The 23306-nt window shown below is 67.5% G+C and carries 32 protein-coding genes; 19 read left to right on the top strand and 13 right to left on the bottom strand.

Going from position 1 to position 23306, the window contains the following annotated elements:
- Positions 1-76: 76 nt before the first annotated feature.
- Complete coding sequence (gene prfB / locus DDQ50_RS08770) at positions 77-1201, bottom strand: peptide chain release factor 2 (protein WP_116756379.1); 1125 nt, start codon at positions 1199-1201, stop codon at positions 77-79.
- A gap of 98 nt (positions 1202-1299) precedes the next feature.
- Between prfB and DDQ50_RS08765 the strand changes: the two genes are divergently transcribed.
- The 4 genes from DDQ50_RS08765 (at position 1300) to DDQ50_RS08750 (ending at position 5032) form a co-directional block, all read left to right on the top strand.
- Positions 1300-2556 (top strand): MFS transporter, encoded by a 1257-nt coding sequence (locus DDQ50_RS08765; RefSeq protein ID WP_116756378.1) that lies wholly within the window; start codon positions 1300-1302, stop codon positions 2554-2556.
- Between the two features lie 58 nt (positions 2557-2614).
- Positions 2615-2935, top strand: a complete 321-nt coding sequence (locus DDQ50_RS08760) for a hypothetical protein (protein WP_116756377.1) — start codon at positions 2615-2617, stop codon at positions 2933-2935.
- Positions 2928-3875, top strand: a complete 948-nt coding sequence (locus DDQ50_RS08755; protein ID WP_133245947.1) for a hypothetical protein — start codon at positions 2928-2930, stop codon at positions 3873-3875. Before DDQ50_RS08760 ends, DDQ50_RS08755 begins: the two co-directional genes overlap by 8 nt.
- A gap of 125 nt (positions 3876-4000) precedes the next feature.
- On the top strand, positions 4001-5032 hold the full coding sequence (locus DDQ50_RS08750; protein WP_116756375.1) for an LLM class flavin-dependent oxidoreductase: 1032 nt from the start codon (positions 4001-4003) through the stop codon (positions 5030-5032).
- 3 nt (positions 5033-5035) lie between these two features.
- Here the strand turns inward: DDQ50_RS08750 and DDQ50_RS08745 are convergent, their stop codons facing one another.
- From DDQ50_RS08745 to DDQ50_RS08735, 3 genes are read right to left on the bottom strand one after another with little or no spacing between them, the layout of a single operon-like run.
- On the bottom strand, positions 5036-5506 hold the full coding sequence (locus tag DDQ50_RS08745; RefSeq protein ID WP_240614317.1) for a pilus assembly protein TadG-related protein: 471 nt from the start codon (positions 5504-5506) through the stop codon (positions 5036-5038).
- Positions 5503-5982: a hypothetical protein gene (locus DDQ50_RS08740; RefSeq protein WP_116756374.1), complete on the bottom strand. Its 480-nt coding sequence runs from the start codon at positions 5980-5982 to the stop codon at positions 5503-5505. The genes DDQ50_RS08745 and DDQ50_RS08740 overlap by 4 nt, the downstream gene beginning before the upstream one ends.
- The gene (locus DDQ50_RS08735) at positions 5954-6295 is read right to left on the bottom strand and encodes a TadE family protein (RefSeq protein WP_377940262.1); all 342 of its coding nucleotides are present in this window, start codon (positions 6293-6295) and stop codon (positions 5954-5956) included. Before DDQ50_RS08735 ends, DDQ50_RS08740 begins: the two co-directional genes overlap by 29 nt.
- 248 nt (positions 6296-6543) lie before the next feature.
- Between DDQ50_RS08735 and DDQ50_RS08730 the strand changes: the two genes are divergently transcribed.
- The 8 genes from DDQ50_RS08730 (at position 6544) to DDQ50_RS08700 (ending at position 11505) form a co-directional block, all read left to right on the top strand.
- Entirely contained in the window at positions 6544-8037 is a 1494-nt protein-coding gene (locus DDQ50_RS08730) for a recombinase family protein (RefSeq protein WP_116756372.1), read from the top strand.
- Between the two features lie 285 nt (positions 8038-8322).
- Positions 8323-8562 (top strand): hypothetical protein, encoded by a 240-nt coding sequence (locus DDQ50_RS08725; protein WP_116756371.1) that lies wholly within the window; start codon positions 8323-8325, stop codon positions 8560-8562.
- Between the two features lie 717 nt (positions 8563-9279).
- Positions 9280-9810, top strand: a complete 531-nt coding sequence (locus DDQ50_RS17255) for a hypothetical protein (RefSeq protein WP_165829755.1) — start codon at positions 9280-9282, stop codon at positions 9808-9810.
- 74 nt (positions 9811-9884) lie between these two features.
- On the top strand, positions 9885-10673 hold the full coding sequence (locus tag DDQ50_RS08715) for a hypothetical protein (RefSeq protein ID WP_116756370.1): 789 nt from the start codon (positions 9885-9887) through the stop codon (positions 10671-10673).
- Positions 10670-10879 (top strand): hypothetical protein, encoded by a 210-nt coding sequence (locus DDQ50_RS08710; RefSeq protein ID WP_116756369.1) that lies wholly within the window; start codon positions 10670-10672, stop codon positions 10877-10879. The genes DDQ50_RS08715 and DDQ50_RS08710 overlap by 4 nt, the downstream gene beginning before the upstream one ends.
- Entirely contained in the window at positions 10876-11013 is a 138-nt protein-coding gene (locus DDQ50_RS17250) for a hypothetical protein (RefSeq protein ID WP_165829754.1), read from the top strand. Before DDQ50_RS08710 ends, DDQ50_RS17250 begins: the two co-directional genes overlap by 4 nt.
- Positions 11010-11198 carry a hypothetical protein gene (locus DDQ50_RS08705; RefSeq protein WP_116756368.1) on the top strand — a complete coding sequence of 63 codons (189 nt, stop codon included), beginning with the start codon at positions 11010-11012 and terminating at the stop codon, positions 11196-11198. The genes DDQ50_RS17250 and DDQ50_RS08705 overlap by 4 nt, the downstream gene beginning before the upstream one ends.
- A gap of 10 nt (positions 11199-11208) precedes the next feature.
- Positions 11209-11505, top strand: a complete 297-nt coding sequence (locus DDQ50_RS08700) for a DUF7169 domain-containing protein (RefSeq protein WP_116756367.1) — start codon at positions 11209-11211, stop codon at positions 11503-11505.
- 570 nt (positions 11506-12075) lie between these two features.
- Here the strand turns inward: DDQ50_RS08700 and DDQ50_RS17490 are convergent.
- Positions 12076-12270, bottom strand: coding sequence for a hypothetical protein (locus tag DDQ50_RS17490; RefSeq protein WP_240614316.1), 195 nt, complete (start codon positions 12268-12270; stop codon positions 12076-12078).
- On the opposite strand from DDQ50_RS17490, the gene DDQ50_RS17675 reads away from it, so the two are divergent.
- Positions 12211-12459, top strand: a complete 249-nt coding sequence (locus DDQ50_RS17675; RefSeq protein ID WP_377940306.1) for a hypothetical protein — start codon at positions 12211-12213, stop codon at positions 12457-12459. The two genes, DDQ50_RS17490 and DDQ50_RS17675, sit on opposite strands and share 60 nt — an antisense overlap.
- Here the strand turns inward: DDQ50_RS17675 and DDQ50_RS17050 are convergent.
- Both DDQ50_RS17050 and DDQ50_RS08690 read right to left on the bottom strand, forming a co-directional pair.
- The gene (locus DDQ50_RS17050) at positions 12398-12970 is read right to left on the bottom strand and encodes a hypothetical protein (RefSeq protein WP_133245946.1); all 573 of its coding nucleotides are present in this window, start codon (positions 12968-12970) and stop codon (positions 12398-12400) included. The two genes, DDQ50_RS17675 and DDQ50_RS17050, sit on opposite strands and share 62 nt — an antisense overlap.
- A 44-nt stretch (positions 12971-13014) precedes the next feature.
- Positions 13015-13566, bottom strand: coding sequence for a hypothetical protein (locus DDQ50_RS08690; protein WP_133245945.1), 552 nt, complete (start codon positions 13564-13566; stop codon positions 13015-13017).
- A 360-nt stretch (positions 13567-13926) separates the two neighbouring features.
- Between DDQ50_RS08690 and DDQ50_RS08685 the strand changes: the two genes are divergently transcribed.
- From DDQ50_RS08685 to DDQ50_RS08675, 3 genes are all read left to right on the top strand, one after another.
- The gene (locus DDQ50_RS08685) at positions 13927-14331 is read left to right on the top strand and encodes a hypothetical protein (protein WP_133245944.1); all 405 of its coding nucleotides are present in this window, start codon (positions 13927-13929) and stop codon (positions 14329-14331) included.
- 96 nt (positions 14332-14427) lie between these two features.
- The gene (locus tag DDQ50_RS08680; RefSeq protein ID WP_116756363.1) at positions 14428-16143 is read left to right on the top strand and encodes a phage tail protein; all 1716 of its coding nucleotides are present in this window, start codon (positions 14428-14430) and stop codon (positions 16141-16143) included.
- Between the two features lie 42 nt (positions 16144-16185).
- Positions 16186-16926 carry a tail fiber domain-containing protein gene (locus DDQ50_RS08675; protein ID WP_116756362.1) on the top strand — a complete coding sequence of 247 codons (741 nt, stop codon included), beginning with the start codon at positions 16186-16188 and terminating at the stop codon, positions 16924-16926.
- A 551-nt stretch (positions 16927-17477) separates the two neighbouring features.
- On the opposite strand, the gene DDQ50_RS08670 is transcribed toward DDQ50_RS08675, so the two are convergent.
- Positions 17478-17666, bottom strand: a complete 189-nt coding sequence (locus DDQ50_RS08670) for a hypothetical protein (protein ID WP_116756361.1) — start codon at positions 17664-17666, stop codon at positions 17478-17480.
- A gap of 89 nt (positions 17667-17755) precedes the next feature.
- Here DDQ50_RS08670 and DDQ50_RS17670 point away from each other — a divergent pair, with 89 nt between their 5' ends.
- The 3 genes from DDQ50_RS17670 to DDQ50_RS08660 all read left to right on the top strand — a co-directional run bounded on the left by DDQ50_RS17670 (position 17756) and on the right by DDQ50_RS08660 (position 18935).
- Positions 17756-17941 (top strand): plasmid mobilization protein, encoded by a 186-nt coding sequence (locus DDQ50_RS17670; protein ID WP_377940269.1) that lies wholly within the window; start codon positions 17756-17758, stop codon positions 17939-17941.
- Positions 17938-18117, top strand: a complete 180-nt coding sequence (locus tag DDQ50_RS08665; RefSeq protein WP_240614315.1) for a helix-turn-helix domain-containing protein — start codon at positions 17938-17940, stop codon at positions 18115-18117. The genes DDQ50_RS17670 and DDQ50_RS08665 overlap by 4 nt, the downstream gene beginning before the upstream one ends.
- A gap of 200 nt (positions 18118-18317) precedes the next feature.
- Positions 18318-18935: a DUF4126 domain-containing protein gene (locus DDQ50_RS08660; RefSeq protein WP_116756359.1), complete on the top strand. Its 618-nt coding sequence runs from the start codon at positions 18318-18320 to the stop codon at positions 18933-18935.
- A gap of 1 nt (position 18936) precedes the next feature.
- Here the strand turns inward: DDQ50_RS08660 and DDQ50_RS08655 are convergent, their stop codons facing one another.
- From DDQ50_RS08655 to DDQ50_RS08635, 5 genes are all read right to left on the bottom strand, one after another.
- Entirely contained in the window at positions 18937-19872 is a 936-nt protein-coding gene (locus tag DDQ50_RS08655; RefSeq protein WP_116757366.1) for a type II secretion system F family protein, read from the bottom strand.
- On the bottom strand, positions 19869-20732 hold the full coding sequence (locus tag DDQ50_RS08650) for a type II secretion system F family protein (RefSeq protein ID WP_116756358.1): 864 nt from the start codon (positions 20730-20732) through the stop codon (positions 19869-19871). The genes DDQ50_RS08655 and DDQ50_RS08650 overlap by 4 nt, the downstream gene beginning before the upstream one ends.
- Positions 20729-21958: a TadA family conjugal transfer-associated ATPase gene (locus DDQ50_RS08645; protein WP_116756357.1), complete on the bottom strand. Its 1230-nt coding sequence runs from the start codon at positions 21956-21958 to the stop codon at positions 20729-20731. The genes DDQ50_RS08650 and DDQ50_RS08645 overlap by 4 nt, the downstream gene beginning before the upstream one ends.
- Positions 21959-22027: 69 nt before the next feature.
- Positions 22028-22900 carry a DNA-3-methyladenine glycosylase family protein gene (locus DDQ50_RS08640; RefSeq protein WP_116756356.1) on the bottom strand — a complete coding sequence of 291 codons (873 nt, stop codon included), beginning with the start codon at positions 22898-22900 and terminating at the stop codon, positions 22028-22030.
- A gap of 2 nt (positions 22901-22902) precedes the next feature.
- Positions 22903-23271 carry a VOC family protein gene (locus tag DDQ50_RS08635; protein WP_116757365.1) on the bottom strand — a complete coding sequence of 123 codons (369 nt, stop codon included), beginning with the start codon at positions 23269-23271 and terminating at the stop codon, positions 22903-22905.
- Between the last annotated feature and the right edge of the window lie 35 nt (positions 23272-23306).

The raw sequence follows: 23306 nt of genomic DNA, 5'->3' as shown, positions 1-23306 counted from the left end.
CGAATGGAGTTGAAGGTTGAGGAGCCGGGACAGCGCCGTGCGTGCCGGACGTCACCGATCTTCTCCGAGTCGACGCTTACGCGTCTTTGTCCCCCTGTTTGCGCCACCGGATGCCCGCGTTGATGAAGCCGTCGAGGTCGCCGTCGAACACGTTCGACGGGTTGTTGACCTCGTACTCGCTGCGGAGGTCCTTGACCATCTGGTACGGCGCGAGGACGTACGAGCGGATCTGGTCGCCCCAGCTCGCCGTGATGTTGCCGGCGAGCTCCTTCTTCTTGGCGTTCTCCTCCTCGCGCTGGAGGATCATGAGCCGCGACTGGAGCACGCGCATGGCGGCGGCACGGTTCTGGATCTGGCTCTTCTCGTTCTGCATCGAGACGACCGTGCCGGTCGGGATGTGGGTGAGACGCACCGCGGAGTCGGTCGTGTTGACGGACTGACCGCCGGGCCCCGACGAACGGAACACGTCGACGCGGATGTCGTTCTCGGGGATCTCGATTTCGCCGGCCTCCTCCATCAGCGGGATGACCTCGACGGCGGCGAAGCTCGTCTGGCGCTTTCCCGCGGAGTTGAAGGGGCTCATGCGCACCAGCCGGTGGGTGCCGGCCTCGATGCTCAGCGTGCCGAAGGCGTAGGGCGCGTCGACCTCGATGGTCGCCGACTTGATGCCGGCCTCCTCGGCGTAGGAGGTGTCCATCACGTTGACCGGGAACTTGTGCTGCTCCGCCCAGCGCAGGTACATGCGCAGGAGCATCTCGGCGAAGTCGGCGGCGTCGACACCGCCCGCACCGGCACGGATGGTGATGACAGCGGGAAGCGCGTCGTACTCGCCGTTGAGGAGCGTCTGCACCTCGAGCTCGCTCATCAGAGCCTGGAGACCCTTGAGCTCGGAGCCGATCTCGGCGGCGCTCTCGTCGACGATGGCGGGGTCGCTCTCCTCGGCCACCATCTCGACCAGGACCTCGAGGTCGTCGAGACGCTGCTCGATGCTGCCGAGCTTGGCGAGCTGCGCCTGCGCGTGACTGAGCTCGCTGGTCACCTTCTGCGCGGCGGCCGGGTCGTCCCAGAGGTCGGGCGCACCCGCCTTCTCGGAGAGATCCGCGACCTTCGCGCGGAGTTCGTCGACATCGACGACCGCGAGAATCGCGCCGAAAGTGGAGCGCAACTCGGCGATCTCCTGCGGTATATCCAGTTCAGCCATGGCGCACCAAGCCTACCCGCTGGCCGGATCGGGCGACGGGCAGCGGTCGCGGCCGTGCTGCGGGACCGCCCGTCGGGCGCGCGTAGGGTGGATTCGACATGACCGATGCGATGAGCGACTTCCGCTGGCGCTCGATCGCACTCCCCGCCCTGCTCCCGACGGCTCTGTTCTCGATCGGCGAGGGAGCCATCCTCCCGGTCATCCCCGCCCTTGCGACCGACCTCGGCGCGACGCTCGCCGTCGCCGGGTTCATCGCCGCCATGTTGACGCTCGGTGAACTGTTCGGCGACATCCCGAGCGGGTGGATCGTCTCCCGCATCGGCGAGCGCACCGCGATGCTCTATGCGACGCTCGTCGCGATCGCCGGTCTCGTCACGAGCGTCCTGGCTCCGCACCCGCTCGTTCTCGCCGTCGGGATCCTGCTTCTCGGCTTGGCGACCGCGGTGTTCGCGCTGGCCCGGCACGCGTTCATGACGAGCTTCGTGCCGATCAGCCACCGGGCGAGGGCCCTCTCCACCCTCGGTGGCACGTTCCGGTTCGGGTTGCTCGTCGGCCCGTTCATCGCCGCGCTGGTGCTGAATCTCACCGGAGACACCGGCGCACCGCTGTGGATCGGCGTCGTCTGCTGCGTGGCGACCGGCATCGTGCTCCTGACGCTGCCCGACCCCGAGTCGACGTTCGGGGTGACGGCGGCGTCGCGCGCTCGCGCGGCCTCCGAACCGCTGCGCGAGGGAGAGAAGCTGGTCCGCGATGAGGCCGTCGGCCTGTTCGCGACCCTGGTGGCCTACAGGTCGGTCCTGCTGCGTCTCGGCACCGGTTCGTCGATAGTCGCGGCGCTCCGCGCGAGCCGCCAGGTGATCCTCCCTCTTTGGGGCGTCAGCATCGGACTCGATGAGGCGCACACGGCGACGATCATCGGCATCGCAGGCGGGATCGACTTCGCGCTCTTCTACACGGGCGGCCAGATCATGGATCGCTTCGGCAGGCTGTTCACCGCCGTACCCTCGCTCATCGGGCTGGGCGTCGGGCACATCGGTCTCGCATTCACGCACGATCTGGCGTCCCGTGAGGTGTGGTTCGTCGTCGTTGCCGTGTTCCTCTCCCTCTCCAACGGCATCGGCGCGGGAGTTCTGATGACCCTGGGAGCTGATCTCGCCCCACCGGGCAGACCGGCACCTTTCCTCGGCGCGTGGCGGTTCTGCAACGACGCGGGAGGCGCCGCGGCGCCGCTCCTGATCGCCGGGCTCACCGCGGCGTTCTCGCTTCCGATCGCCGCCGCTGCCATCGGCGGTCTGGCGTTCGTCGGGGTCGGCGCTCTCCTGCGCTACCTGCCCCGGTACTCCCCGCACCGCTGAGTGCCGCCGAATGAGCTGCAGAGTCCGGGCTCATCACCGGAAACGCCGATATCACAATGTGATCGACACGACAGCGAAACGCATTCCCTTTCCCGCCGCCGCCACCGTGCCGACGAACGGCGAACCCGAGGTCGAACAGCCCGTCACCGTGACCGCCGTCGACACGGTGCCGCTCTGGGCGATCATCGTGTCGGCACTCGTCGCTCTCGCGAGCATCGTCGTCCTCCTCGTGGCGCTGCTGCGTCGCCGGACCGCCGAGCGCGGGCAGAGGGACAACGGCGGAGACGGCCCGACCACCGATCCGGACGAGCCAACCGAGCCCGCTGCCAGCGCGCCCGAGACCGAACTCATATCGCAGTCGGAGGCCGAGCGTGTCTGATCGATCCCGTACCCGGACACGGGCCTCCGCCGGCCTGCTCACCGCAGCCGGCGTCCTCGCCACCATTGTCCTGACCGGCAGCCCCGCGGCTGCGGCCGAATCCACGAGCACGACGATCACCAGCCAGGGTCCCATCGACATCGCTTTCGGCGCCGATTGGGTCGTCGAGGTCGTCGTCAGCGGCAACGGCTTCTACGACGAGAAGTCGACCGGCCCCGTGGACACGACCGGCGGCACGATCGATGCGTTCATCGTCGGCATGGCCGAGCCGTTCGCCGATGACGTGCCGCTGCAGGCGGGCGGTCGCGCCTACATCTCGCAGCCCGACTCGCAGACCCTGCTGGGAGCCGGTGCGCACGAGCTGACGGCGGTCTTCACACCGGCGCCCGGCTCGAACCTGGATCCGAGCCAGTCGAGGAGTTCGATCACCATCAACGTGGGCCCGCTCGCCATCGAGCCATCCTTCACGGTCGAGAGCGGAGCCGACGAGCTGGTCACCAGCGTCGAGCTCAGCGTCGGCGGCGCCTACGTCGACGCCCGCCAGTCGGCGCCTCCGGGAATGTGGAACGTCGACGTCACCGACGCCGGCGGCACCTCGGTGTTCAGCTCCGAGGTAGCCCAGCCGACTGGCGAACCCGAAATGCTGACCGTCCCCGTCGATGTCGAGCTCGATCCCGGCGCCGACTACTCGGTCGCGGCGACGTTCACGCCCGACCCATCGATCGCCGGCGGAGTCACCGTCGCCGAGATGCCGCAGCAGACGTTCACGACGCCCGGATCCACGTTCACCGACATCGCCACCGCGCCGGTTCCCGTACCGATGACACTGTCGATCGTCGGCCTCGTCGTCGTGGTTCTGCTCCTGATCGCCGCGATCGTGGTTCCGATCCTCCTGCGCCGCCGCCGCGGTCGCCCTGCTCCCCCGGCCGCTACGGCCTGAGCACGCAGCCAACTCGACAACGAAGGGGTTTCGACTCCGTGCCGCTGCGCGTGGAATGAAGCGCGTGCTAGACCGGTTGCACACGCCAGCGCTGTTTTATGCGTATGCATTGAGATGGGATCGAAATGACTGCTCACGAGTTCGGACTCGACACGTTCGGCGACGCGACGAACAACGACGACGGATCGCCGAAGCCGCTGGCGCAGGTCATCCGCGACGTCGTCGAGGAGGGCGTTCTCGCCGATCAGGCGGGCGTCGACTTCATCGGGGTGGGTGAGCACCACCGTGAGGACTTCGCCGTCTCCGCACCCGATGTCGTGCTCGCCGGGATCGCGGGTCGCACCGAGCGGATCCACCTCGGGTCCGCTGTCACCGTGCTCAGTTCCGACGACCCCATCCGCGTCTTTCAGCGCTTCTCGACTCTCGACGCCATCTCGAACGGTCGCGCCGAGGTCATCCTGGGTCGCGGATCGTTCACCGAGTCGTTCCCGCTGTTCGGCTTCGAGCTGTCGCAGTACGAGGAGCTCTTCACCGAGAAGCTCGACCTGTTCTCCGCGCTGCTGAAGCAGGAGCCGGTCACGTGGGAAGGCGGGTTCCGCGCACCGCTCACCGACCAGAAGGTGTTCCCTCCCGTCGAGTCCGGCCAGCTCAAGACCTGGATCGGTGTGGGCGGGAGCCCCGAGTCGGTCGTCCGTGCCGCCCGGTACGGTCTGCCGCTGATGCTCGCGATCATCGGTGGCGACCCGCTGCGTTTCGCCCCGTACGTCGACCTGTACCACCGCGCCCTCGACCAGCTCGGCACCCCGGGACTGCCGATCGGCGTCCACTCCCCCGGCTACATCGCCGACACCGATGAGCAGGCGATGGCGGAGTTCTTCCCTCCGTTCAAGGAGAACCGCGACCGAATCGGCGCGACCCGCGGATGGCCTCCCATGCGCAAGGCGGAGTTCGACCAGGAGGCCCACCACGGATCGCTCTACGTAGGCTCGCCCGAGACCGTTGCGAAGAAGATCGCCGCGACCGTGAAGGGACTCGGCGTCGACCGGTTCGACCTCAAGTACAGCGCCGGCCCGCTGCCTCACGCCAAGGCGATGAGGGCCATCGAGCTGTACGGGACGAAGGTCATCCCGATGGTTAAGGACATCCTCGCGTCCTAGCGTTCAGCGGAAGATGCTGCGGGCCGTCGTCGTGACCTCGAGCGGAAGCCCGTCGGGAACGAAGACCCTGATCAACGGTGGCGCCCAGGCGGATGCGAGCGTGATCACCGCGCTGCGGCCGTCGGGACTCGACGCGGTGATGAGGGCCACCGGGTCCCGCCGGTCCGTCTCTCCCTCGGCGAGATAGGCCGCCGCCGCTGCGGTGACGCCCGCATCGGTCAGGTGCGGGGTCACACGACCGTCCTCGAGCGTCACATCGTCGAGCTCGAATCCCTCGGCAGCGGCGAGCGCCGCGCCGTCGGCGATGGTCAGCAGCCTCTTGTGCGCGAGGTACAGGGAGCTGGCCGCGACCACCACGAGCACGACGGCGAGTGCCAGGGCGGTGAATCCCGTGACGAGAGGGAGTGTGGATCCGTCGTCACGGCTCCATCTCCGAAGTCGATCACCACCCAGACGGTTGCGCATGATGGTCATGGGCCCAGCACGGCGAATGTCGACACGCGCTGGATCGCCCTCGCTTCGACGGGCACGCTCGTCGGGATGACGTTCGCGACCATCGACGGGATGAACGGCAGCGGGACATCCACCCGCACCGTCACGGTGACGAGCGACTCGCGTGCGAGACAGTCGGCCGCCGACGGGGTGCAGCTCACATCGACCCTCGCTGCCCCGGAATCGATCCCGAAGTCGGCGAGCGCGAAGGCGACGGAACGCTCGGCGGCGCTCTCGGCGGAGGCCTGCGTGTCGGACGTCGCGAAGATGCGTGCCGCGTTGCGGGCCGCCCCCTCGGTCGCGAAGGTCGCGGCCTGGATGGCCGACATGGCGATCACCAGGTACACGATCGGCACGAGCAGGAGCACCCCGGCGGTGATGAACTCGAGCGCCGCCGATCCCCTGTCGTCGGAGACGCGCCGTGCGAGTTCAGTCCGCAAGCTGTTCGAGGGGCGCATGACCCGTCACCTCCAATGCACCGTCGAGACCCCACAGGCCGATGAGCGGCAGTGGCGCGGTGACCGAGACCTCGGCGACGGGAGCTCCCAGCCACTCCGTGGTTCGGGCCGAGACGTCGGCGGCGAACCCGTCGCCCACCGCCACCGAGATCAGGTACCGGGTGCGCTCCGCGCCTGCGGGAAGGGTGCTGTCGGCGAGGGCCGCGAACCGAGCGCCTTCGGACGCCGCATCGGTGACGGTGTTGCGCACATGCAGCGCGAGCGCGAGCTGGAGGACGCCGAGGAAGAGGAAGGTGAGCAGCACACCGACCATGACGAACTCCGCGGGGGCGCTGCCGCGTTCGTCCGCTAGTCGAGCGCTGACCCGCTGCCACATCGGGGTGCGGTTCAGAACGCGGTGACGCGCCGGATGGCCTGATCGAACACGTCGGTCAGCGCGGGCGCTGCGACGGCCCAGATCGCGAGCACGAGTCCGGCGGTCATGACTCACTCGGCCGCCCAGAAGTGAGCAGAGCGGGCCCTCCTGGCCCTCTCCCCTTGCGTAGCCAGAAGGGAACCATCATGCGCGCCGTCCTCTACCTCCGCCTGTCCGTTGCCCAAGACGATGTCATCTCCGACTCGATCCGCCGCCAAGAGTCCGATCTTCGAGATCTCGCCAGTCGCGAGGGCTGGGAAGTCGTGCAAGTTCTCGCCGATGACGGCCTCTCGGGCCGAAAGGCGCGGGCGAACGCGACCGAGGCGCTACGCATGCTGCGGGACGGGGAAGCGGACGTCCTCGCTGTCTGGAAGCTCGATCGATGGACCCGCCAAGGCCTCTCCGCAATCGGCGATCTTGTGACCACGCTCGATACCCGCCCGGGGGCGCTCTTCGTCGCCTTTCAGGACAGCCTTAGGTCCGATCAGGCGGGCTGGCGCCTCTTGGCGGCCGTGCTTTCGGAGGTCGCGCGATCAGAGGCCGAATCGACCGCTATGAGGGTTAGCTCCGCAGTGTGGGCCAACCGCTCGGCCGGTCGCTTCGTGGGCGGGACCGTGCCCTTCGGCTATCGTTCGGCCCCCAGGGCCGAGGGCGGCCGGACGCTTGTCACGCATCCGCCCGAGCTGGCCGTCATTCAGGAAGTCGCGGCCCGCATTCTCGCCGGCGAGTCACAGGCGTCAATCATCGACGACCTCACCGCTCGGAAGATCCCGACTACGCGAAGCCCCTATCGCTTCGCTGAAATGAAGGGCCTGGACCCTGTCGGTCTGGATCGTGGCTCCTGGTCGTACGCCGGCCTGGCAGCCGTCTGGACCGGGGAGTCGCTCCTCGGGAGGATCTCTCGCAGCCGGAAGGTTGTCGACGAGGGCGGGCGGCAACGGAAAGTCTGGGAACTCGTCCGAGACGCCGACGGTCTTCCCCTTGTCGCCTATCCACCTCTCCTCGATCGCTCCACTGTGGAGCGGCTACGACTAGCGCTGCGCGACCCGAAACGTCCCGCCTCTCCCCGCGCCCGTCGCCCGCGAAGGGCACGTCTCCTTTCTGGCTTGATCTATTGCGCGCTGTGCAACGCGCGTCTCTGGGTCTCGAGCCACGGCGGGCGAATCGTCTATACGTGCGGGCGCAAGAGCGGGCGCTGTCCCGGGCCAAACATGACCGTTGAGAACGCCGACCGCGCGATAACTGAGGAGTACCTCTCGGTCGTGGGCCACTACCCAGAGGTCCGCGAGGTCGAGGAGACCACTTCCCCTGAGTCCGCCTCGGCGCTGCGAGAGATCGAGACAGCGCTCCGCGAGACCTTGGCGGAACTGGCGTCGGACAGCGCCGACGAGCCCGCCATCCTCCGCCGTGTCGCAATTCTGAAAGGGCGCCGTACCGACCTGCGTGCGGCCCCTGTGGAGCGATCCATCCGACTCATTGAAACCGGCCTGACGCACTCAGAGGCATGGGAGCTCGCCTCGATGACGGAGCGCCAAGGCATGCTCGCGCGTGCGATCTCCCACGTCACCCTGACCGTGACGGACACCAAAGGCCACACGGGATACCACCCAGAACGATTGCGGATTCATTGGGAGCGCTGAGCATCCGGGGCATCCCCGGCCCTCTCCTGAGTAGGAAGAAGCTCGAATTTCGATCGCGTAACGAACGCGAACCATGTACCCCTAAACAGGCGAATTCGTACCCCATTCAGCGTAAACCTGGCCCTCTCCTATCTCAGAGGAAAGAGAACGCCTTTTCGGGACGTTCTCGCTATGCGGGTCGCTCCAGGTGTGGGGCTCTGGAAGGCGCTTCCCCTTCATCGCGAGGGGCGGCGCCTTCCCCCTTTTTCCTTCGATCCGAACGTTCGCCTTGACCGAAGGGACTGCATGTCTGCATCCACCTCATACTGCGCGTACTGCGTCACTCCCTTCTCTGCGCGCCGCGCCGACGCTCTCTACTGCACCGACGCGCACCGCGCCGCCGCTACCCGGGAGAGAGTCGCCGCTAGGGCTCGTCACGCCGAGGTTGTGGCTGCGCTCCTCCGTCAGCGAGACGCCCGTCTACTCGCCGAGGTGGAGGCGGACGCCGCCGAGATCCTCCGCGCGCCGACGATGAGCGTCGCGTAGCCCCTTCCCGACAGTGCGGGAAACCGTCCAAAGTGACGAAGTCACTCTCTTCTCTATTACTTGCTCTAGTGGTGGCTCGCTCTAGCAAGGAAACAGAGTACGGAATGACTTCGTCACTTTGGACGGCTTCCCGCACTCCCAAACGCTGGAGCCACACAGCCATTGCTTCCCCCTCACCTTTCCCACGCCGCGATACACCTCCGTCGGGGCCTCCTCTCGGACTCGCCCCTCGAGCGCCCTGACCGTATCTTCGTCGACGACCAGTTCGGCGGCGACGACACCTCTACCCTCTGGCTTCCCGGCCCTCGACCGCTCGCCCAGCACCTGATCGTCCCCGCGCTCGCATCCCTCGGCGACGCCGTCCGGATGCCCGACGGCAGCCCCGCCCTCCTCGGGTCTCGAGGCGAACCGCCTATCGGAGTAGACGTCGACGAATTCGTTGCCCGGCTAGCCGGCGAGATTCGCACGCTCTCCATCCCCATCTCCGAGGACTCGACCGGCGCGCTCACTTCCGTCGCCCGAATCGCGCGGGAGCAACCGGGGCGTCTTGCGCAGCGCCTCGCCGAAGCAACGGCGCGCGCCGCGCACCCGCGCGAACGAATGCTCCCCGCCTACCGAGCGCCCCGCACTGCGCCGGCCGCGCGCCCTACGGTGACGTGGGCCGACTACAAGCGAGCTCAGCGGAAGCGGGAACGGGCACACGGTTACGCGAGCGCCGTGGCTTGGCTCCGCGATGACTGGGACGACTGGCCAGATCCCGGTAGGCGCGTCCTCGCTGGCGTGCTCTATGACGCCGCACGGCGAGGGATCGGCGAACTCGCCGCCGCCGGCGAGCTAATCGTCGACGACGGCCCGCCCTTCTTTGTTCCCGGGCCCCGCATCTTCTACGCCGCGGCCGACGCCGTCCTCGGCGCGCGACGACGCTCTAACGGCGTCGACTTTTACTCGCCGGGACCGTACTCCGAGGCCGCCTTCGAGCTGGGCTCGGCGTTCGACGAAGTCACCGAGCCCCACGACCTCAATCGACAGATCCAAACCGATGCCATTCAGCAGGAGGAAGCAATGCCCGTACCTCAGAACCAAGCCGACTTCTCCGAGCTCGTCTTCGAGGCCGTCGTCGACAAGCTCGTCTCGGAGACCCGCGGATCGATCGCCTCGAGGCTCCTCTCGCAGCGCGAGCGGCTCGCTTCGACCGCAACCGAGGTCGGCGCCCGCGTCACCCCGCTACCCGTTCGTCGCGCCGTCTAGGCCCTCGCCCCACACCACCCCCTTCGCGGACCGGGACGCCCGGTTCCGCCGCTGACCCAGAAGGAGCCCCACCCTTGCTCACACACGACCAGGGCACCAAAGACGCCCAGCTCGCTATGACCGCCAGCCCGTGGCTGATCGATCGAATCCCAGGCGCACGCGAGGCGCACACGGCCTGGCAGCAGAAGGTCGAAGACACGGCCCCGTTCCGTGAGGCAGTCGCCCGTGCGCGGCGAGATCTGGAGCCACTCATGATGTGGGCCGGCGGTGAGGGCGAGTGGTCCCACACACGGCAGCACGTACCGCGGCCCGACGTTCCGCTCGCGATCGTAGAGCTCGCCCGGGATCGCATCCGGGCGGCGGAGTTCGACCTCGACGGCGCCGTCCATGAGGCTCTCGCTTCACGCGACGCATACATCCAGGCTTTCCTGACCGGAATCAACGCCGACACCCGTCGCGCAGCGGTCGCCAGTCATGTCCTCGCGTCTCACGAGAAAGCGGCTCGACTGATCGTCGAGCTCGTCGACGTTCTCGAGACTCGAGACGTCGAGTTCCGCACCATCCGGCCCCAGGGCGGCAATTGGACAACGGTCCTGAACGCCGCGGACACATCCGTAACTGGCGCCCGCTCACACCTCGCCAGCCTCGACCGGCACACCTCATACCTGCGCGCGCTGGCCGAGGGCGCATCACAGGAGGAGGCCTCCGCGGCCGCCGGTGGCCCTGTGAAGGTCTACCGAGTCGACGCGTACGGCGACCGGGTCGAGATCGTCTCGAAGGAAGAACGCATCCGGCAAGAGATGGGGCAGCGCTCTCGGTCCGAGCCTCAGCTTGCGATCAACGGCTCAGAGGTGATCCTGTGACCGACGACCGCGTAGCGAAAGCGGTTTCGGAGGTGGCCGCCATGACCGCCGAGGAACTCGCGAAAGGCACGGGGGGCAGTGCCCGGGACGACGCCGCCGAGCGCGGTACCGCTCCCCTGACCGCCAACGAGCTCCGAGCCAGCTACGAGGCGCGCCAGGCCGAGGACGCCTTCCTGGACCGCATCGTTAGGGAGGCCCGGCGATGACCGACCAAGTCCACCTTCGGCCCGCCGCTCGCCTGATCGTCGAGCGCGCAGCCGAGAGGCGCGGGATGACCGTTGAGCAGTACATCGAAGCCGAACGGCAGCGTCGCGAGTCCGAGGCGGTGTCGATCCCGTGACCGCGGAACCTGACGCCCCGATCGTCCGGCCGGCGGAGATGGGCGGCGAGAACGTCGTCCACCTCCGAGCGGAAGGCTTCGGCGCCGACGAACAGTCCGATCCGATCCCGATGCTCGCCATCGAAAACCTTCCCGAAGCAACTCAACGCATCGCCCGACGTTCGGCGCGCTCCGCGGGATTCTGAGAGGAACACCATGTCGACAGAACTTCCCCCGTCTCTTCGGCTCGCTGCGGAAGAGGCCTTCCGGCTCGCCGCCTCGCTCGCCACCGCTGAGGACGCCCAGTGGATGCCCTCGCACTCGCCGAAGCCACGCGAGGACACGACCGAGCGCTCGAAGGGCGAGCATTCCGACCCGACCGGGTCCACCGTCATCGACAGCCGCCGGCTCGCGCTGCGCGCGTCCGTCATGGCCGGTGAGGACGCCCTGACGAAGACGGCGGACTACCTCGCTTACGTGCGTCGCGGACTCGAGCGCGCGCTCTCGCGCTAAACACTCCAGCTTGCCCCGCTCGGTCCGCGCCCGGGCGGGGCACACCCCCAAAAGGACACCAGTGACCAACGACATCAGCCCCGCCCTCGCTCGCCGCATCGAGCGGGCGTTATCGACCACGATTCAGTTCTCCTCTGCCCGCTCCGCAGCCCTGACCCCGGCGGGTATCCGCGCGCCACACAGTTCGGCTGATTGGAGGGAGCTGTCGCCGCTGGCTCGCCGCCTGCACATTCGGGAGCGAGTCACCGAGCAGATCCTCGAGCGGGCCCAGCACTCTGCCGTTCAAGGCCCGCCGACGGCTCCGCAGAGTGGCTATGTCGTTGCGTGTGCCGGAGGTTGCGGCGCCTGGTTACCCGCCCGCCCGAATCGGCCCGTCGTCAAGATGTGTCGCCGTGAGGGCGATCCTACGCGTTCCCGACACACTCGCCGCCGCGAGGCGGACGCCCTGATTGACGGCCGCGCGACGCCACGGCCCCGGCGTCGTCAGCCCGTCAGGTGCGCCAACGTCGGCGAGGGCAGATCGACGACATCGTTCATGTCCTCCGCGGCGAGCTAGTGGGCTGGGCGAACTCAGATCGGCGCGACCGCCTGCCCCCGAACTGGCAAGGTCTTCGTCTCGTCGTCCTCCGCCGAGACGGCTATCGCTGCCAGGCTGTCTTCTCCACGGGCGGGCGATGCGGCGCCCCGGCGAATCAGGTCGATCACATCGTCGCGGGCGACGATCACCGACTCGCCAACCTCCAGGCCCTTTGCGCCTTTTGCCACGCTCGTAAGTCAAGCGCAGAGGGACACGCCGCTCGCAGCGCACGGGCAACGCGGAACCGCCCTGCCGAGGAGCACCCAGGCGCCGCCCGATCCGTATTCTCTGGCGAATACGTGACCGGAAAAGGGACTAGCGTCCGCGCACGTCAGCCTTGTCCAGCACTTGGATCTCTTTCTCCACTCTGGCTATAGCCGTTTTCAATGCCGACGACAGTCGAGAGATTGCAGCGTCCCTCTCACGTCGCAACCGCTCGAGTTCCGTGCGCCCTTGCGCGATTCCCTCTTTCAATGCGGGGCCGCTCGCATCCTTTCGCTCCCAGTCGGCCAGGTCCGCCGCCATTACCGAGAACGCCCATTGCGAGTGACGCGCGCTCGACCACTGGGCCTCCGCGAGCCCCAGACCTGACTGCGTTTGCGAATGGAAAGCCTGCATCGGCAATGGGTCAGTCTGACGGGATCCTATGCTTCCCAGGAGTTTGTCCGCGGCGGTGACAGCAGCCCAGCTTTCGCCTACATCGTGTCCTCTCTCGATTTCCGAGAGGTGCTCATTCAGTTCCTCGAGCGCTGGCTCCAGTACCGCCCGTAGCTGATCCCGCAGCGTGGCCTGCCGCGCCTCTCGGGGGGCACGCTTGGTCAGTACGTACGCCCGCCAGGAGATGAGTACAGCGGCGACAGCGATGACTGTAGAGATGGGATCGAACACGATCGCCAGCATAGGACGGCTTACTCGCCGACCAGAGAGTCGGCCTAGCGCTTCTTCCTCCCTCGTCGCCCACCGTTCGGAGGGTTAGGCGGCCGTTTGGGCGGTGGCGTCGTCGCACCATCTGCGGACACGTCCGCCTTGAAGGCGAGCCACACGAGCTCAATCACGAAGGCGGAGAGACTGCCAAGCAGGAGCGTTCCAGAGAGACCGACGAAAGCCACCAGCCACCCCTTCGGTGCCACGCCCGTCGCAACAGCGTTCGCAAGAGGCCATACAGACATAAATGCGGGCAGCGACAGGACGGCGATCATTCCCGCAGAGGGCCTGCTGTATAGGGCGAAGCCGACCTTCTTTATGGACTTGCGAACTCGCACCCGGGGCTCTCGAGTGATCGCACGGACGTCGACGATCGCGGCGAGTACGCCGATCGGATAGAGCGTGGCGAGTAGCGCGGCTCCGTCGAGAGTCATCCGGTAGCCCGGAACTTCGGGAGCTACGACGATCACGGCAATCACGATCGCAACCACAATCGCCACCGCGATGATAAGTCGTCGAATGAGCCGCCCGCGTCTGGTGCGGCCGCGCTTGTCGGCCATGCACGGAGCCTAGCGATCACCCCGCGGGGGAAGGACTCCCTGGCACCCCCCTCCCCTCCCCCCTCTCCTAGAAGTCCGGTTGGGCATAGCGTCTCCCGGTCGATGCGCATGACTATCTGTTTTTCGCATGCTCCGCTGAAGCCTTTCGACCGGCTGATCAGGCTATTCTCCTGCCGCGACCGCCTGAGATTACCGACGGCAAGGGGGCTATTTCGCCCCAATCTCGGCCAAACGGCCCACGCCCGCCCTCATATCCGTGATGGGTAGCCGCAAAGCACGTCGCGCAAAGCGCCTGAACAATCCGTCTGGCATTTGTCAGAGCCATCTCTGAGGAGCGCCTCCGTGTTCGAAATTTCCTTCGTGCTGCTTGTCTCCCTAGCCGCACGCCACTTGGGGGAATCGAATCCCCCGCCGATCAACGGCTACCCCGTCGAGTTCGAAGCCTGGGGCGAGACCTTCCACGTCCGCGAGCCCGCCGACTGGGTTCCGGGCCTCGAGCTACCTGAAACGGCAGCCGACATCCCCACCTTCCAGGCGGCGGCGTTCCGGCGGCCGGATCAGCTTTACGCACGGATTCTCGCGCCTGCTTCGCTAAGGCGGTTCCTTACGATCCAGCCCGCGAACGACGCGATCGCCGAGTTTGCGACATCGATGGGGGTAGCTGCGGGCGAGTACATCGCTCGCACGATTCCTCCCGAGCGGCTCCCCCGTGCTGAACGCGAGGCCGTCGACGCCGCGTTCCGCGACCTCATCTCCCACTCCTAACCCCCCGCCCCCACCCGCGCAGAGCCCGTCCTCACCCGAGGCCGGGCTCTTTGGCGTGCACTCGCGCGCCTGGCGGGGCCTCCCGAAAGGCCCCATATGTCGAATGTCGGTTACGCGACCCTGACGATCATTCCCTCGGCGAAGGGATTCGCCAGTGCCCTCGGAAAAGAAACAAGCCCCGCCTTTGACGGCGCCGGCGACGACGGCAGCAAGAGGCTGGGCGGGAGCCTTGTCGCCGGAATCGGCAAGTTTGCCGCGCCCCTAGCCGGGGCGATCGCTGCACTCGGCATCGGAAACCTCATCGGCGACGCCGTGAGCACAGGTTTTGACTACGCCAGGGTTGGCGTCGACCTAGCTGGCAACCTCGCGGAGACTAAAGCCGCAATCGGCCAGGTTTTCGGCGCTGAGAGCGCATCTCTTCTAGAGCAGTGGGCCAGCCGCGGGGCCACCGAGCTCGGTCAAACGCAACAGGCCGCCTTGGCGGGTGCTCAGACCTTCGGGGTTTACGGCAAGGCGGCGGGTCTCGCCGGATCCGACCTCTTCAACTTCTCGACACATCTTTCGGGGCTCGCGACCGATATTTCGTCGTTCTTCAACGTCGACACGGCGACCGCCACCGAAGCGCTCGCCGCCGGCCTCCGCGGAGAGGCCGAACCGCTGCGGCAGTTCGGCATCCTCCTCGACGACGCGACCCTACGAGCGCAGGCGATGGAGCTCGGCATCTACGACGGCACCGACGCCCTCACTCAACAGCAACGCGTTCTAGCCGCCCAGGCCGCAATCTTCGCTCAGACGACGGATGTCCAAGGCGACTTTGAGCGCACGTCCGGTGGGCTGGCAAACCAGCAACGGATCCTCGCCGCGTCGTTCACGGAAGCGCAGACCACGTTGGGGACCGCCCTTCTTCCCGTGATGACCCAGTTGGCAACGCTGGCGAACGACAAGCTTGTCCCCGTCCTGAATCAGATTGTGGCCACGGCAGGCCCTCAACTCGCCAGCGGTATCGCCGCGTCTGTTCCGGCGTTCCTCGAACTAATCGACGCTGTCGTTCCGCTAATCCCCGAACTGATCCGTCTCGCCATTGAAGCGATCCCGCCGATCACGACCGCATTGATTACCCTCGCGCCGCTCATGATCGATGCCGCCGCCAGCACCGGGAGCTTCTTTACGGAAGTCGGAGCGCTTATGTCGTTCCTGGCTGGCGACACGTCAGCCGAGCAGTTCGTTGGGAAGATCTCCAACTTGACGGGAAGCCTCGGCGAAGCCATCTCCGCAACCGTTGGGTTTTTCCTCAGCCTCGGATCCGGCGTCGGCAACGCCGTCCGCACTGTGACGGCATTCGGTCAGCAGCTTTACGACATCGGTCGGAACACGATTCAGGGCTTCATCGACGGCGCCCGGAGCATGGCATCCGCGGTGGCCCGCGCAGTTCTTGACCCCATCAGGGACGCCGTGAAGGGCGTGACGACTTTTCTAGGGATTCACTCTCCCTCACGCCTGATGTTTGGCATGGGTCTCAACAGCGCCAAGGGAATGGCCCTCGGCCTCGAGGACGGCGCACCGCTCGTCGAGCGGGCGTCGGCCGCTCTCATCCCGACGATGCCGGCCGCCCCTCGCTCGCCGGAAATCACTCCCGGCGGCGTGGGCGCCCTCTCCGACGCCAGCATGGACCGCCTGGCCGCGGCGTTCCACGCTGGCGACCGCGCGCCTCAGGTGATCAACAACATCGAACTTCGCGACGAGGACCCCCGGGTCGTCGGCCGGAAGTTCGGGCGCGAGTTCGCTCGCGCCGCTGCTGGCATGACCACATAAGCCCGCGTCCCCGACGTAGTGACACCGAAGGAGTCTCAAATCATGGGAAATCCCACACCTCGCGGCGATGGCATGGCGCCGATTATCGATATGTTCAGGGAGGTCAACCGGCGGCTTCGAGACCTCGAGAAGCCGACCGGCACGTCCATCGCAGGACTCGTCGATCAGGTTCAGCGGGCCCTTGCGAACATCACGGCCACCGTCTCAGAGGCAATCTCCGCGAACTCATACACGAAGACGGAGATCGACTCGAAGGTCTCGAGCCCGGGCAACATCGCACCCGGCAACGTCAGCGCGAGCGGCGACCTATCCGTCGTCGGCGCACTGCGTGCGCCGACGGTCCCGACGACCCTCCTGACGAGTTCCTATTACGCCACATACGCCACGACAGTCGACGGGCGCCTCGGTCACGTCGCGAGCTCGCGGCGCTTCAAACAGGACATAGCGTCAGCGACCGCCCCTCTCGACGCCGTGCTCGCGCTGCGCCTCGTGACGTTCCGCTACATCCAGGCCGTTGAGGAACTGGGAGAGGACGCGGACATCGAGTGGGGCCTCATCGCGGAGGAGGTCCATGACCTCGGCTTGCACTGGCTCGTCTCGTACGACGCCGACAGAATCCCGGTGGGCGTCCGCTTCGAGCGCCTCGCAGTCGCCCTCCTGCCGGTCATGCAAAATCACGAGGCGCGCCTCGCGCGAGTCGAGGAGGCTCTCGCCGGACCATCCAACGAGAACCTCCTCGAAAACGACACGCCGCCTACTGAAGGTCCTGAATCAGGCGAATGAGCACGTAAGCTACGCCGCTTGCCCTCCCGAGAAGGACGAGGACTTTGGTCGACGTCGCATACCACTCGACTCGACGTTTGTGTCGATTCGGACACGCCGACGTGTCGCAATCCCGTTGCGGCGCCGCAACGCCCGCTAAATTGGTCTTGACCGATCCGGGATTGATTCTCGGCGTGTCGTAACTAGAGTGTCTACCTGTCATCGTTTATATCCATCGCTAGGTGTACTCGGTGACCAAGGGAGCGAGCCGCCGTCCTGAGAAACCACGACTCGCAACCCCCGGCTATCCCGTTCCTCTGTGGAACGGGATTTGTCGTATCGGGGTCAGACGCCGTTAACGGTAGCCGTGGGGCCTCACGGATCGACCCGCGACACGCCGAGCCCCAAACCTGACTTTCGCGGCGCCCGGACCCCATAATTGGTCGCCCTACCCGCCCGCACCGACATCCAGCGGCCGATAGCGGACGGCAGAGCATCGCCTCGGTGACTCAAACGCAAAGGCCCCCGCCCTCGCCGCTTCGCGAGAGTGGGGGCCTTTCGTCGTTTCGGGGTCAGATGACCTCGCCGGTCTTCGGGATCCAACGCCCGAGTGACCCGTCGGCGTAGAGGCTCCAGCCGCCGACGCGGACCCAGCGTCCACGCCCCGATCCCGCAGCGATGAGGCGCCCCGCGGCGGCGAGCACTTCGTCGACTCCAACCCCCGTCAGCTGGGCCGTCCGCTTGATTCCCTTGATGTCCATTGCCGTTCCTCCCGTTGGCCGCCCCGTGCGATCCCTTCTGAATAAAACAATACCTTTTAAATACTGTCAAGGGTCGATATGCTGAGCGCGTGTCCGATGCAAGAGGCAGAGGTAGGCCGCCAACCGACGAACCTCGCGACCGCGTCCGAAACGTCCGGTTCTCCGCGGCCGAGGATGCCCTCGTCATCGAAGCGGCGGATCGTGCCGCGCTCCCCGTCGCTAGATGGATTCGCGAAGCTGCGCTCGGCGCCGCTCAACCAGCGACCGAGCGGTGACTAGCGAGAGGCCGCTCCTCTACACCCCGGCCGAGGCCGCATCGCTCCTCCGGATCAGCCGCTCAAAGTTCTACGAGCTCCTCACCGCCGGCGAGATCCGCTCCGTCAAGATCGGGCAGTCGCGCCGGGTGCGCCGGACGGACCTCGAGGAGTACGTCGAGAGGCTTACCGAGTAAAGTCGGGCCCGGCGGTCATCAGCGTGATGAGAACCCAGCCGGGCACGTCGCCTCGATCCGATGCCACCTTCGCGCGGATCGTTTCCCAGAGTCGCCTTGTCATTCCTGCATCTTCGCCATCGACCGAACAGCGTCGCCGGATCTATCCACAGGTCCGCTCTCCCTCGCGGATCGGAGGTTCATCGGGGAGGATGGCAGGCATGCTCGAAGCGCTCGCGGGAACCGGTCTTGCGGCCGCGGCGGGCCTCAACGCCTACATCCCGCTGATCGCGCTCGGGCTGCTCGGCAGGTTCACCGACCTCGTCGTGCTCCCATCCGGTTGGGCGTGGCTCGAGAACGAATGGGTTCTCGGGATCATCGGAGTCCTTCTCGTCATCGAGTTCGTCGCCGACAAGGTGCCCGCGCTCGACAGTGTCAACGACATCGTGCAGACCGTGGTCCGGCCGGCGTCGGGTGGGATCGTGTTCGGGTCGGGAACGGCCGCTCAGACCGCGGCGATCAGCGATCCGGGTGCGTTCTTCGAGTCGGGGAGCTGGGTGCCCATCGTCGTCGGCGTCGTCATCGCGCTCGTCGTCCACCTTGCCAAAGCTGCCCTTCGGGTCGCGGCGAACACGGCACTCGCCGGGATCGGAGCCCCAGCGCTCAGCGTCTCGGAGGACGTCGCCAGCGTGGGGCTCGTCGCGTCTGCGATCCTGCTGCCGGCGCTCGTCATCGTCGTGCTCGTCGGATTGCTGGTGGCGGCCTTCTTCGTGGTGCGCTGGGCGCGCCGAAGAGCCGCCCGAAGACGCAGCCGGGTGGCGATCACCACCGTCGGCTGAGCTAGAACCCGGTCTGGAGGACGACTAATCCGGGGAACACAGCCAATGCAACCGTGAACGGAAGGATGAGGAACACCAGCGGTACGAGCATGACGACCTCCTTGCGACCCGCGAGCTCGAGAAGATCGCGTCGTGACTGCTCCCGGCAGTCCTGAGCCTGAGCCCTGAGCACCTCGGCCAGCGGCGCGCCCCGGTCGAGTGCGGCGACGAGCTGATCCAGCGCGCGGCTGAGCGGAGGGATCCGGAGCTCCCGCGACAACCTGTCCAGCGACGCGGCTAGGGGAACGCCCGTCGCCACCTCGGCCGTGACGCCGCGGAACTCGCTCGCCAACTCCCCCGTCCCGATCGAACCGACGCGGCGCAGTGCGTCGTGGATTCCCTCGCCCGCGGCGAGGCTCAACGTCATGAACTCGAGCACCGTCGGAAGCTCCTGCGAGATCCGCAGGCTCCTGCGGTTCGCCGATCTCGCGAGCAGCTGGTCTCGGAGCACGAGGCCGCCGACCGCCCCGGTCACCGGCATCACCAGCACAACCGGTGAGGTCGCTCCGGCCGCGAGCACCATGACCGACGCCGCGGCGCCGATCGCCGCCCCGATCACGATCGCCAGCAACTGCTGGCCTCGATAGTGCTCGACACTCGACAACGAGCGGGCACACCGCAGCCTCAGCGCAATCGTGTCGCGTCCGCCGAGAACCGACTCGATAGCCGCCCTGCCCCTGTGGGCAAGCGGAGCCAGGAAGCCGATCAGCGCTCCCGGATCCGCGGTGCTGCGATCGACGATGCGCCGCGCCTCATCGGACAGGTCGACGAGCTGGGGTGCCAGACGGGCCGCGAGCCGCGGACGGGCGAATGCGGGAAGGCGACCGACCAGTATCCAGATGCCGATTCCGAGAGAGGTGCCGAGCAGGATCGCCCAGCCGAGGTGCACGCTGCTCACGCGAACCACCGCTGCTCATCGGGCAGACGACCCAACGCCCGCATCACCCGATAGGCGACAACGGTGACGACGGCGCCGACCACGATCAACGCGACACCCGTCGGGGACGAGTAGGCAGTCGAGGCCTCGGGGCGCGTGGAGAGAAGAACGAGCACGATCCACGGTGCGGCGACACCCAGTTTCGCCGCGTTGGAGACCCAGGACTGGCGCGCCTCGAGTTCGGCCCGCATCGCCCCCTCGGCGCGGAGGTTGGCGGCGAGTCCCCGCAGCACCGTGGTCAGTTCGGTGCCGCCGACCTCGCGGGCCATGCGCAGCGTCTCGATGATGCGGTCGGCGACCGGGTCGGCGAGCAGATGCTTCAACTCGTCGACGCTGATGCCGAAGCTGCCCGTCACGGCGTAGCTCCGTGCGAATGCCGAGAACGCCGGACGAAGCGCGGGCGGCCCGACCGTTGCGAGCTGGGCGACCGCCTCCGGCATCGCGACCCCCGACCGCACCGACCCGACGAGGTGGTCGAGAACGTCGGGCCAGGCAAGACGACCGGCCTTCACCGCTCTGGAGCGGCGGGACTGGAGGACCAACGCCGGAACGAAGCCCGCACCGACCGCGGCGAGCGCCGCTGCCGCCGGGATGGCGGTGACCACGAGCAGGACCGCCCCCGCGAGTGCGCCGACGACGACCGACGCGGCGACGAACATCGAGGTCGGGAGGCGGGGCAAGCCGGCGGCATCGAGCAGCAGGCGGATCCGACCCGGGCGCGCGATGGGTCTCTCCATCGTCGCCCCCGTGCGCGGCCACAGCCACGGCGATGCCGTGAGCAGGAGCCCTGCGGCGAGGGCGATACCGAGCAGGAAGATCACGCGGCACGACCCAGCACATGAGCGGGGTCGAGGCCTGCCGCTTCGAACTTGCCCAGCTTCTCCGGGTGACTGCCCGTCGCCCTCAGCCCGGTCGAGTCCCGTGCGAACAGCACGCTCGCCTCGATCACCGACCCGTCGATCCGACCGGTGGGAGCGATGATCTCCATCACCCGACGCTCGCCGCCACGGGTCATCGCGCAGTGGACGACGATGTCGATGCTCGCGGCGACCGTCGGCACGACGAACGCGCCATCGATGTTGCGGCCGGCGAGCAGCGGAAGCGTGCACAGCTTGACGAGGGCCTCGCGGGCTGTGCCGGCATGGATGCTGCAGGCCCCCGGGATCCCGCTGCTGAGCGCGATGAGGAGGTCCAGCGATTCCGCCTCGCGCACTTCGCCGACGACGAGACGGTCGGGCCGCATGCGCAGCGCCTCCTTCACCAGCCGCCGCAGCGTCACCTCGCCGGTGCCTTCGAGGCTGGGCTGACGGCACTGCATCGCGACGACATCGCGGGAGCGGAGGTCGAGCTCGAACGTCTCCTCGACGGTCACTACGCGCTCGCCCGGACGTGCGGCCGCGAGCAGGGCCCCGAGCATCGTGGTCTTGCCGGCTTGGGTCGCTCCCGAGACGAGGATGTTGCAGCCGGCGAGGACGCCCATCCGCAGGAACTCGGCGGCATCCCGCCCGAGCGAGCCCGCCTCGACGAGCTGACCGAGGTCCCGGATGCCGCGTCCGAACTTGCGGATGTTCACCGCCCAGTGCTTGCGGGTGACGTCGGGGATCACCACGTGCAGTCGCGACCCGTCGGGCAGCGACGCGTCGACGAACGGGGAGGAATGATCCACGCGGCGCCCGGTTCCCGCGAGCATCCGCTCCACGAGCGCTCGGATCTCGTCGTCGCTGAGCACGATCGAGGTGAGTTCGGGGATGCCGCCGCGCGCCGCGAAGATGCGGCTCGGACCGTTGATCCACAACTCTTCGACGGTCGGGTCGTCGAGCAGCGGCTGCAGCGGACCGAATCCGTTGACCGCGGCGAGCACCTGGCGATGCGCGGCCAGGTCGTCGGCGAGCAGCGGATCGCTCCCGGTCAGTGCGCGTTCGCCGTACCGGCGCACCTCGTCGCGGACGTACTGGTTCGCCAGTTCGGCATCGGCGGAGAGGTCCACACCGTCGCGCAGAACGCGCTGCCGGACCAGGTCGGTGATCGTCTGAACAGGACTCGACATCCCGTCAGTGTCGAGCGCGGACGAGCCGCCTCGCCCGAATTGTCCACAGACACTACGACCCGGCCGAGATCAGGACCGGCTCGACCGCTGATGCCCTTCGATCTCGTGAGTGCGCGCCTCGCGCAACGCGCGCAGATGCACGGCGGCCCACGATCGGAAGGGCCGCCACGCCTCCGAGATGTCGGCGAGGCTGCGACCCTCGCCGTACTGCTCGACCACCTCCGCGTCGAGTCGACCCTCGTGGGTCGGCAGAGCATCGGGAGCGTTCGCGCCGCGGATGACGACCAGCTCAGCGGCGAACGGTCCGAGACCCTTTACCTGCTGCACGCGTTCGATGGCCTCCTCCGGCGGAACGGACCGCAACGCCGTCGCATCGAGCAGGCCGTCGAGCGCCGCCTCGGCGACGGCGTGCAGGTACTCCGTCTTGCGCCCCGGAAGCTCAGGAGTCGCGGCGAGCAGCGCCTCGGGCCCGGGGAACGCTCCGTTCTCGCCGAACCCGGCGGTCAGCTCGGACCGCAGTTTCGCCGCCTGGACGATCCGGATGCGCTGAGACAGCACCGCCCACGCCGCTGCCTCGTAGGGCGAGTGGAAACCGCACGGACGCAAGCCGGGCAGCTCGGCCTGTGCGGCGGCGATGACCGGGTCGCGCTCCCCCACCTCCGGCCATCCGGTGGCGTCGATATCGAGTGCGAGGAACCGCGCGACCTGCTCGGCCGCGGCATCGAGATCCCCTTCGCCATCGACCTCGATGCGCGTCGAGTCACCGTCCTGCGTGACGACGGCCTCGACTGCGCGCCAGTCCGCCTCGGCGACGAAGACGGTGCGGAGCGCCTCGTCGGCCCGAGATGCCAGGGCAGCTGGGGTGAATCCCTCCCAGAAGGTCCGGCTCGTCGTGAGCGACCAGGGCCCGCGCGTCTCGATGACAGTCGTGTGGCGGCGCATGGTCAGACCTGGTCGTGGATCGTGATGACGTAGCCGTCGGGGTCGCGGAAGGCGAACATCAGGCCGAACGGGCCCGGCGTCGGAGCGGTGACGATCTCCACTCCCCCATCGGCGAGGGAGTCGTGCAGCTCCTGGGTCGCGTCGCTCTGCAACCAGAGAACGACACCCGCTCCCGCCCACGGACCGACGGCGGCGGGATCGAATCCGGGCATTGGCTCCCGCACGGCGAAGGCGGGCGTGGTGTCGAAGACGACGGCGTGGGGCGGGCTGAACGCGGCACGGCGCAGCCCCAGCCTGTCCTCGTAGAAGGCGGCTGCGCGCTCGAGGTCGGTGACCTGCAGGGCAAGGAAGTCGAGTCCGGTGACGGTCATGAGGTGCTCCATCCAATTGTGAACCAAATATGTCA

This window comes from Amnibacterium flavum (assembly GCF_003097495.1).
GTDB classification, from domain to species: domain Bacteria; phylum Actinomycetota; class Actinomycetes; order Actinomycetales; family Microbacteriaceae; genus Naasia; species Naasia flava.
The sequence above is the reverse complement of the archived record's forward strand: the minus strand, read 5'-3'. Positions and strand labels throughout refer to the sequence as shown.

Bases quoted from the DNA above. Each gene is read 5' to 3' on its own strand.
- DDQ50_RS08740 (WP_116756374.1), bottom strand. From the start codon at position 5,982: ATGCGCCCCTCGAACAGCTTGCGGACTGAACTCGCACGGCGCGTCTCC.
- DDQ50_RS08735 (WP_377940262.1), bottom strand. From the start codon at position 6,295: ATGGTCGGTGTGCTGCTCACCTTCCTCTTCCTCGGCGTCCTCCAGCTC.
- DDQ50_RS08645 (WP_116756357.1), bottom strand. From the start codon at position 21,958: ATGTCGAGTCCTGTTCAGACGATCACCGACCTGGTCCGGCAGCGCGTT.
- DDQ50_RS08635 (WP_116757365.1), bottom strand. From the start codon at position 23,271: ATGACCGTCACCGGACTCGACTTCCTTGCCCTGCAGGTCACCGACCTC.
- DDQ50_RS08750 (WP_116756375.1), top strand. From the start codon at position 4,001: ATGACTGCTCACGAGTTCGGACTCGACACGTTCGGCGACGCGACGAAC.
- DDQ50_RS08745 (WP_240614317.1), bottom strand. From the start codon at position 5,506: ATGACCATCATGCGCAACCGTCTGGGTGGTGATCGACTTCGGAGATGG.
- DDQ50_RS08730 (WP_116756372.1), top strand. From the start codon at position 6,544: ATGCGCGCCGTCCTCTACCTCCGCCTGTCCGTTGCCCAAGACGATGTC.
- DDQ50_RS08670 (WP_116756361.1), bottom strand. From the start codon at position 17,666: ATGGACATCAAGGGAATCAAGCGGACGGCCCAGCTGACGGGGGTTGGA.
- DDQ50_RS08700 (WP_116756367.1), top strand. From the start codon at position 11,209: ATGTCGACAGAACTTCCCCCGTCTCTTCGGCTCGCTGCGGAAGAGGCC.
- DDQ50_RS08725 (WP_116756371.1), top strand. From the start codon at position 8,323: ATGTCTGCATCCACCTCATACTGCGCGTACTGCGTCACTCCCTTCTCT.
- DDQ50_RS08660 (WP_116756359.1), top strand. From the start codon at position 18,318: ATGCTCGAAGCGCTCGCGGGAACCGGTCTTGCGGCCGCGGCGGGCCTC.
- DDQ50_RS08765 (WP_116756378.1), top strand. From the start codon at position 1,300: ATGACCGATGCGATGAGCGACTTCCGCTGGCGCTCGATCGCACTCCCC.
- DDQ50_RS08690 (WP_133245945.1), bottom strand. From the start codon at position 13,566: ATGGCCGACAAGCGCGGCCGCACCAGACGCGGGCGGCTCATTCGACGA.
- DDQ50_RS08680 (WP_116756363.1), top strand. From the start codon at position 14,428: ATGTCGAATGTCGGTTACGCGACCCTGACGATCATTCCCTCGGCGAAG.
- prfB (WP_116756379.1), bottom strand. From the start codon at position 1,201: ATGGCTGAACTGGATATACCGCAGGAGATCGCCGAGTTGCGCTCCACT.
- DDQ50_RS08675 (WP_116756362.1), top strand. From the start codon at position 16,186: ATGGGAAATCCCACACCTCGCGGCGATGGCATGGCGCCGATTATCGAT.
- DDQ50_RS17250 (WP_165829754.1), top strand. From the start codon at position 10,876: ATGACCGACCAAGTCCACCTTCGGCCCGCCGCTCGCCTGATCGTCGAG.
- DDQ50_RS08640 (WP_116756356.1), bottom strand. From the start codon at position 22,900: ATGCGCCGCCACACGACTGTCATCGAGACGCGCGGGCCCTGGTCGCTC.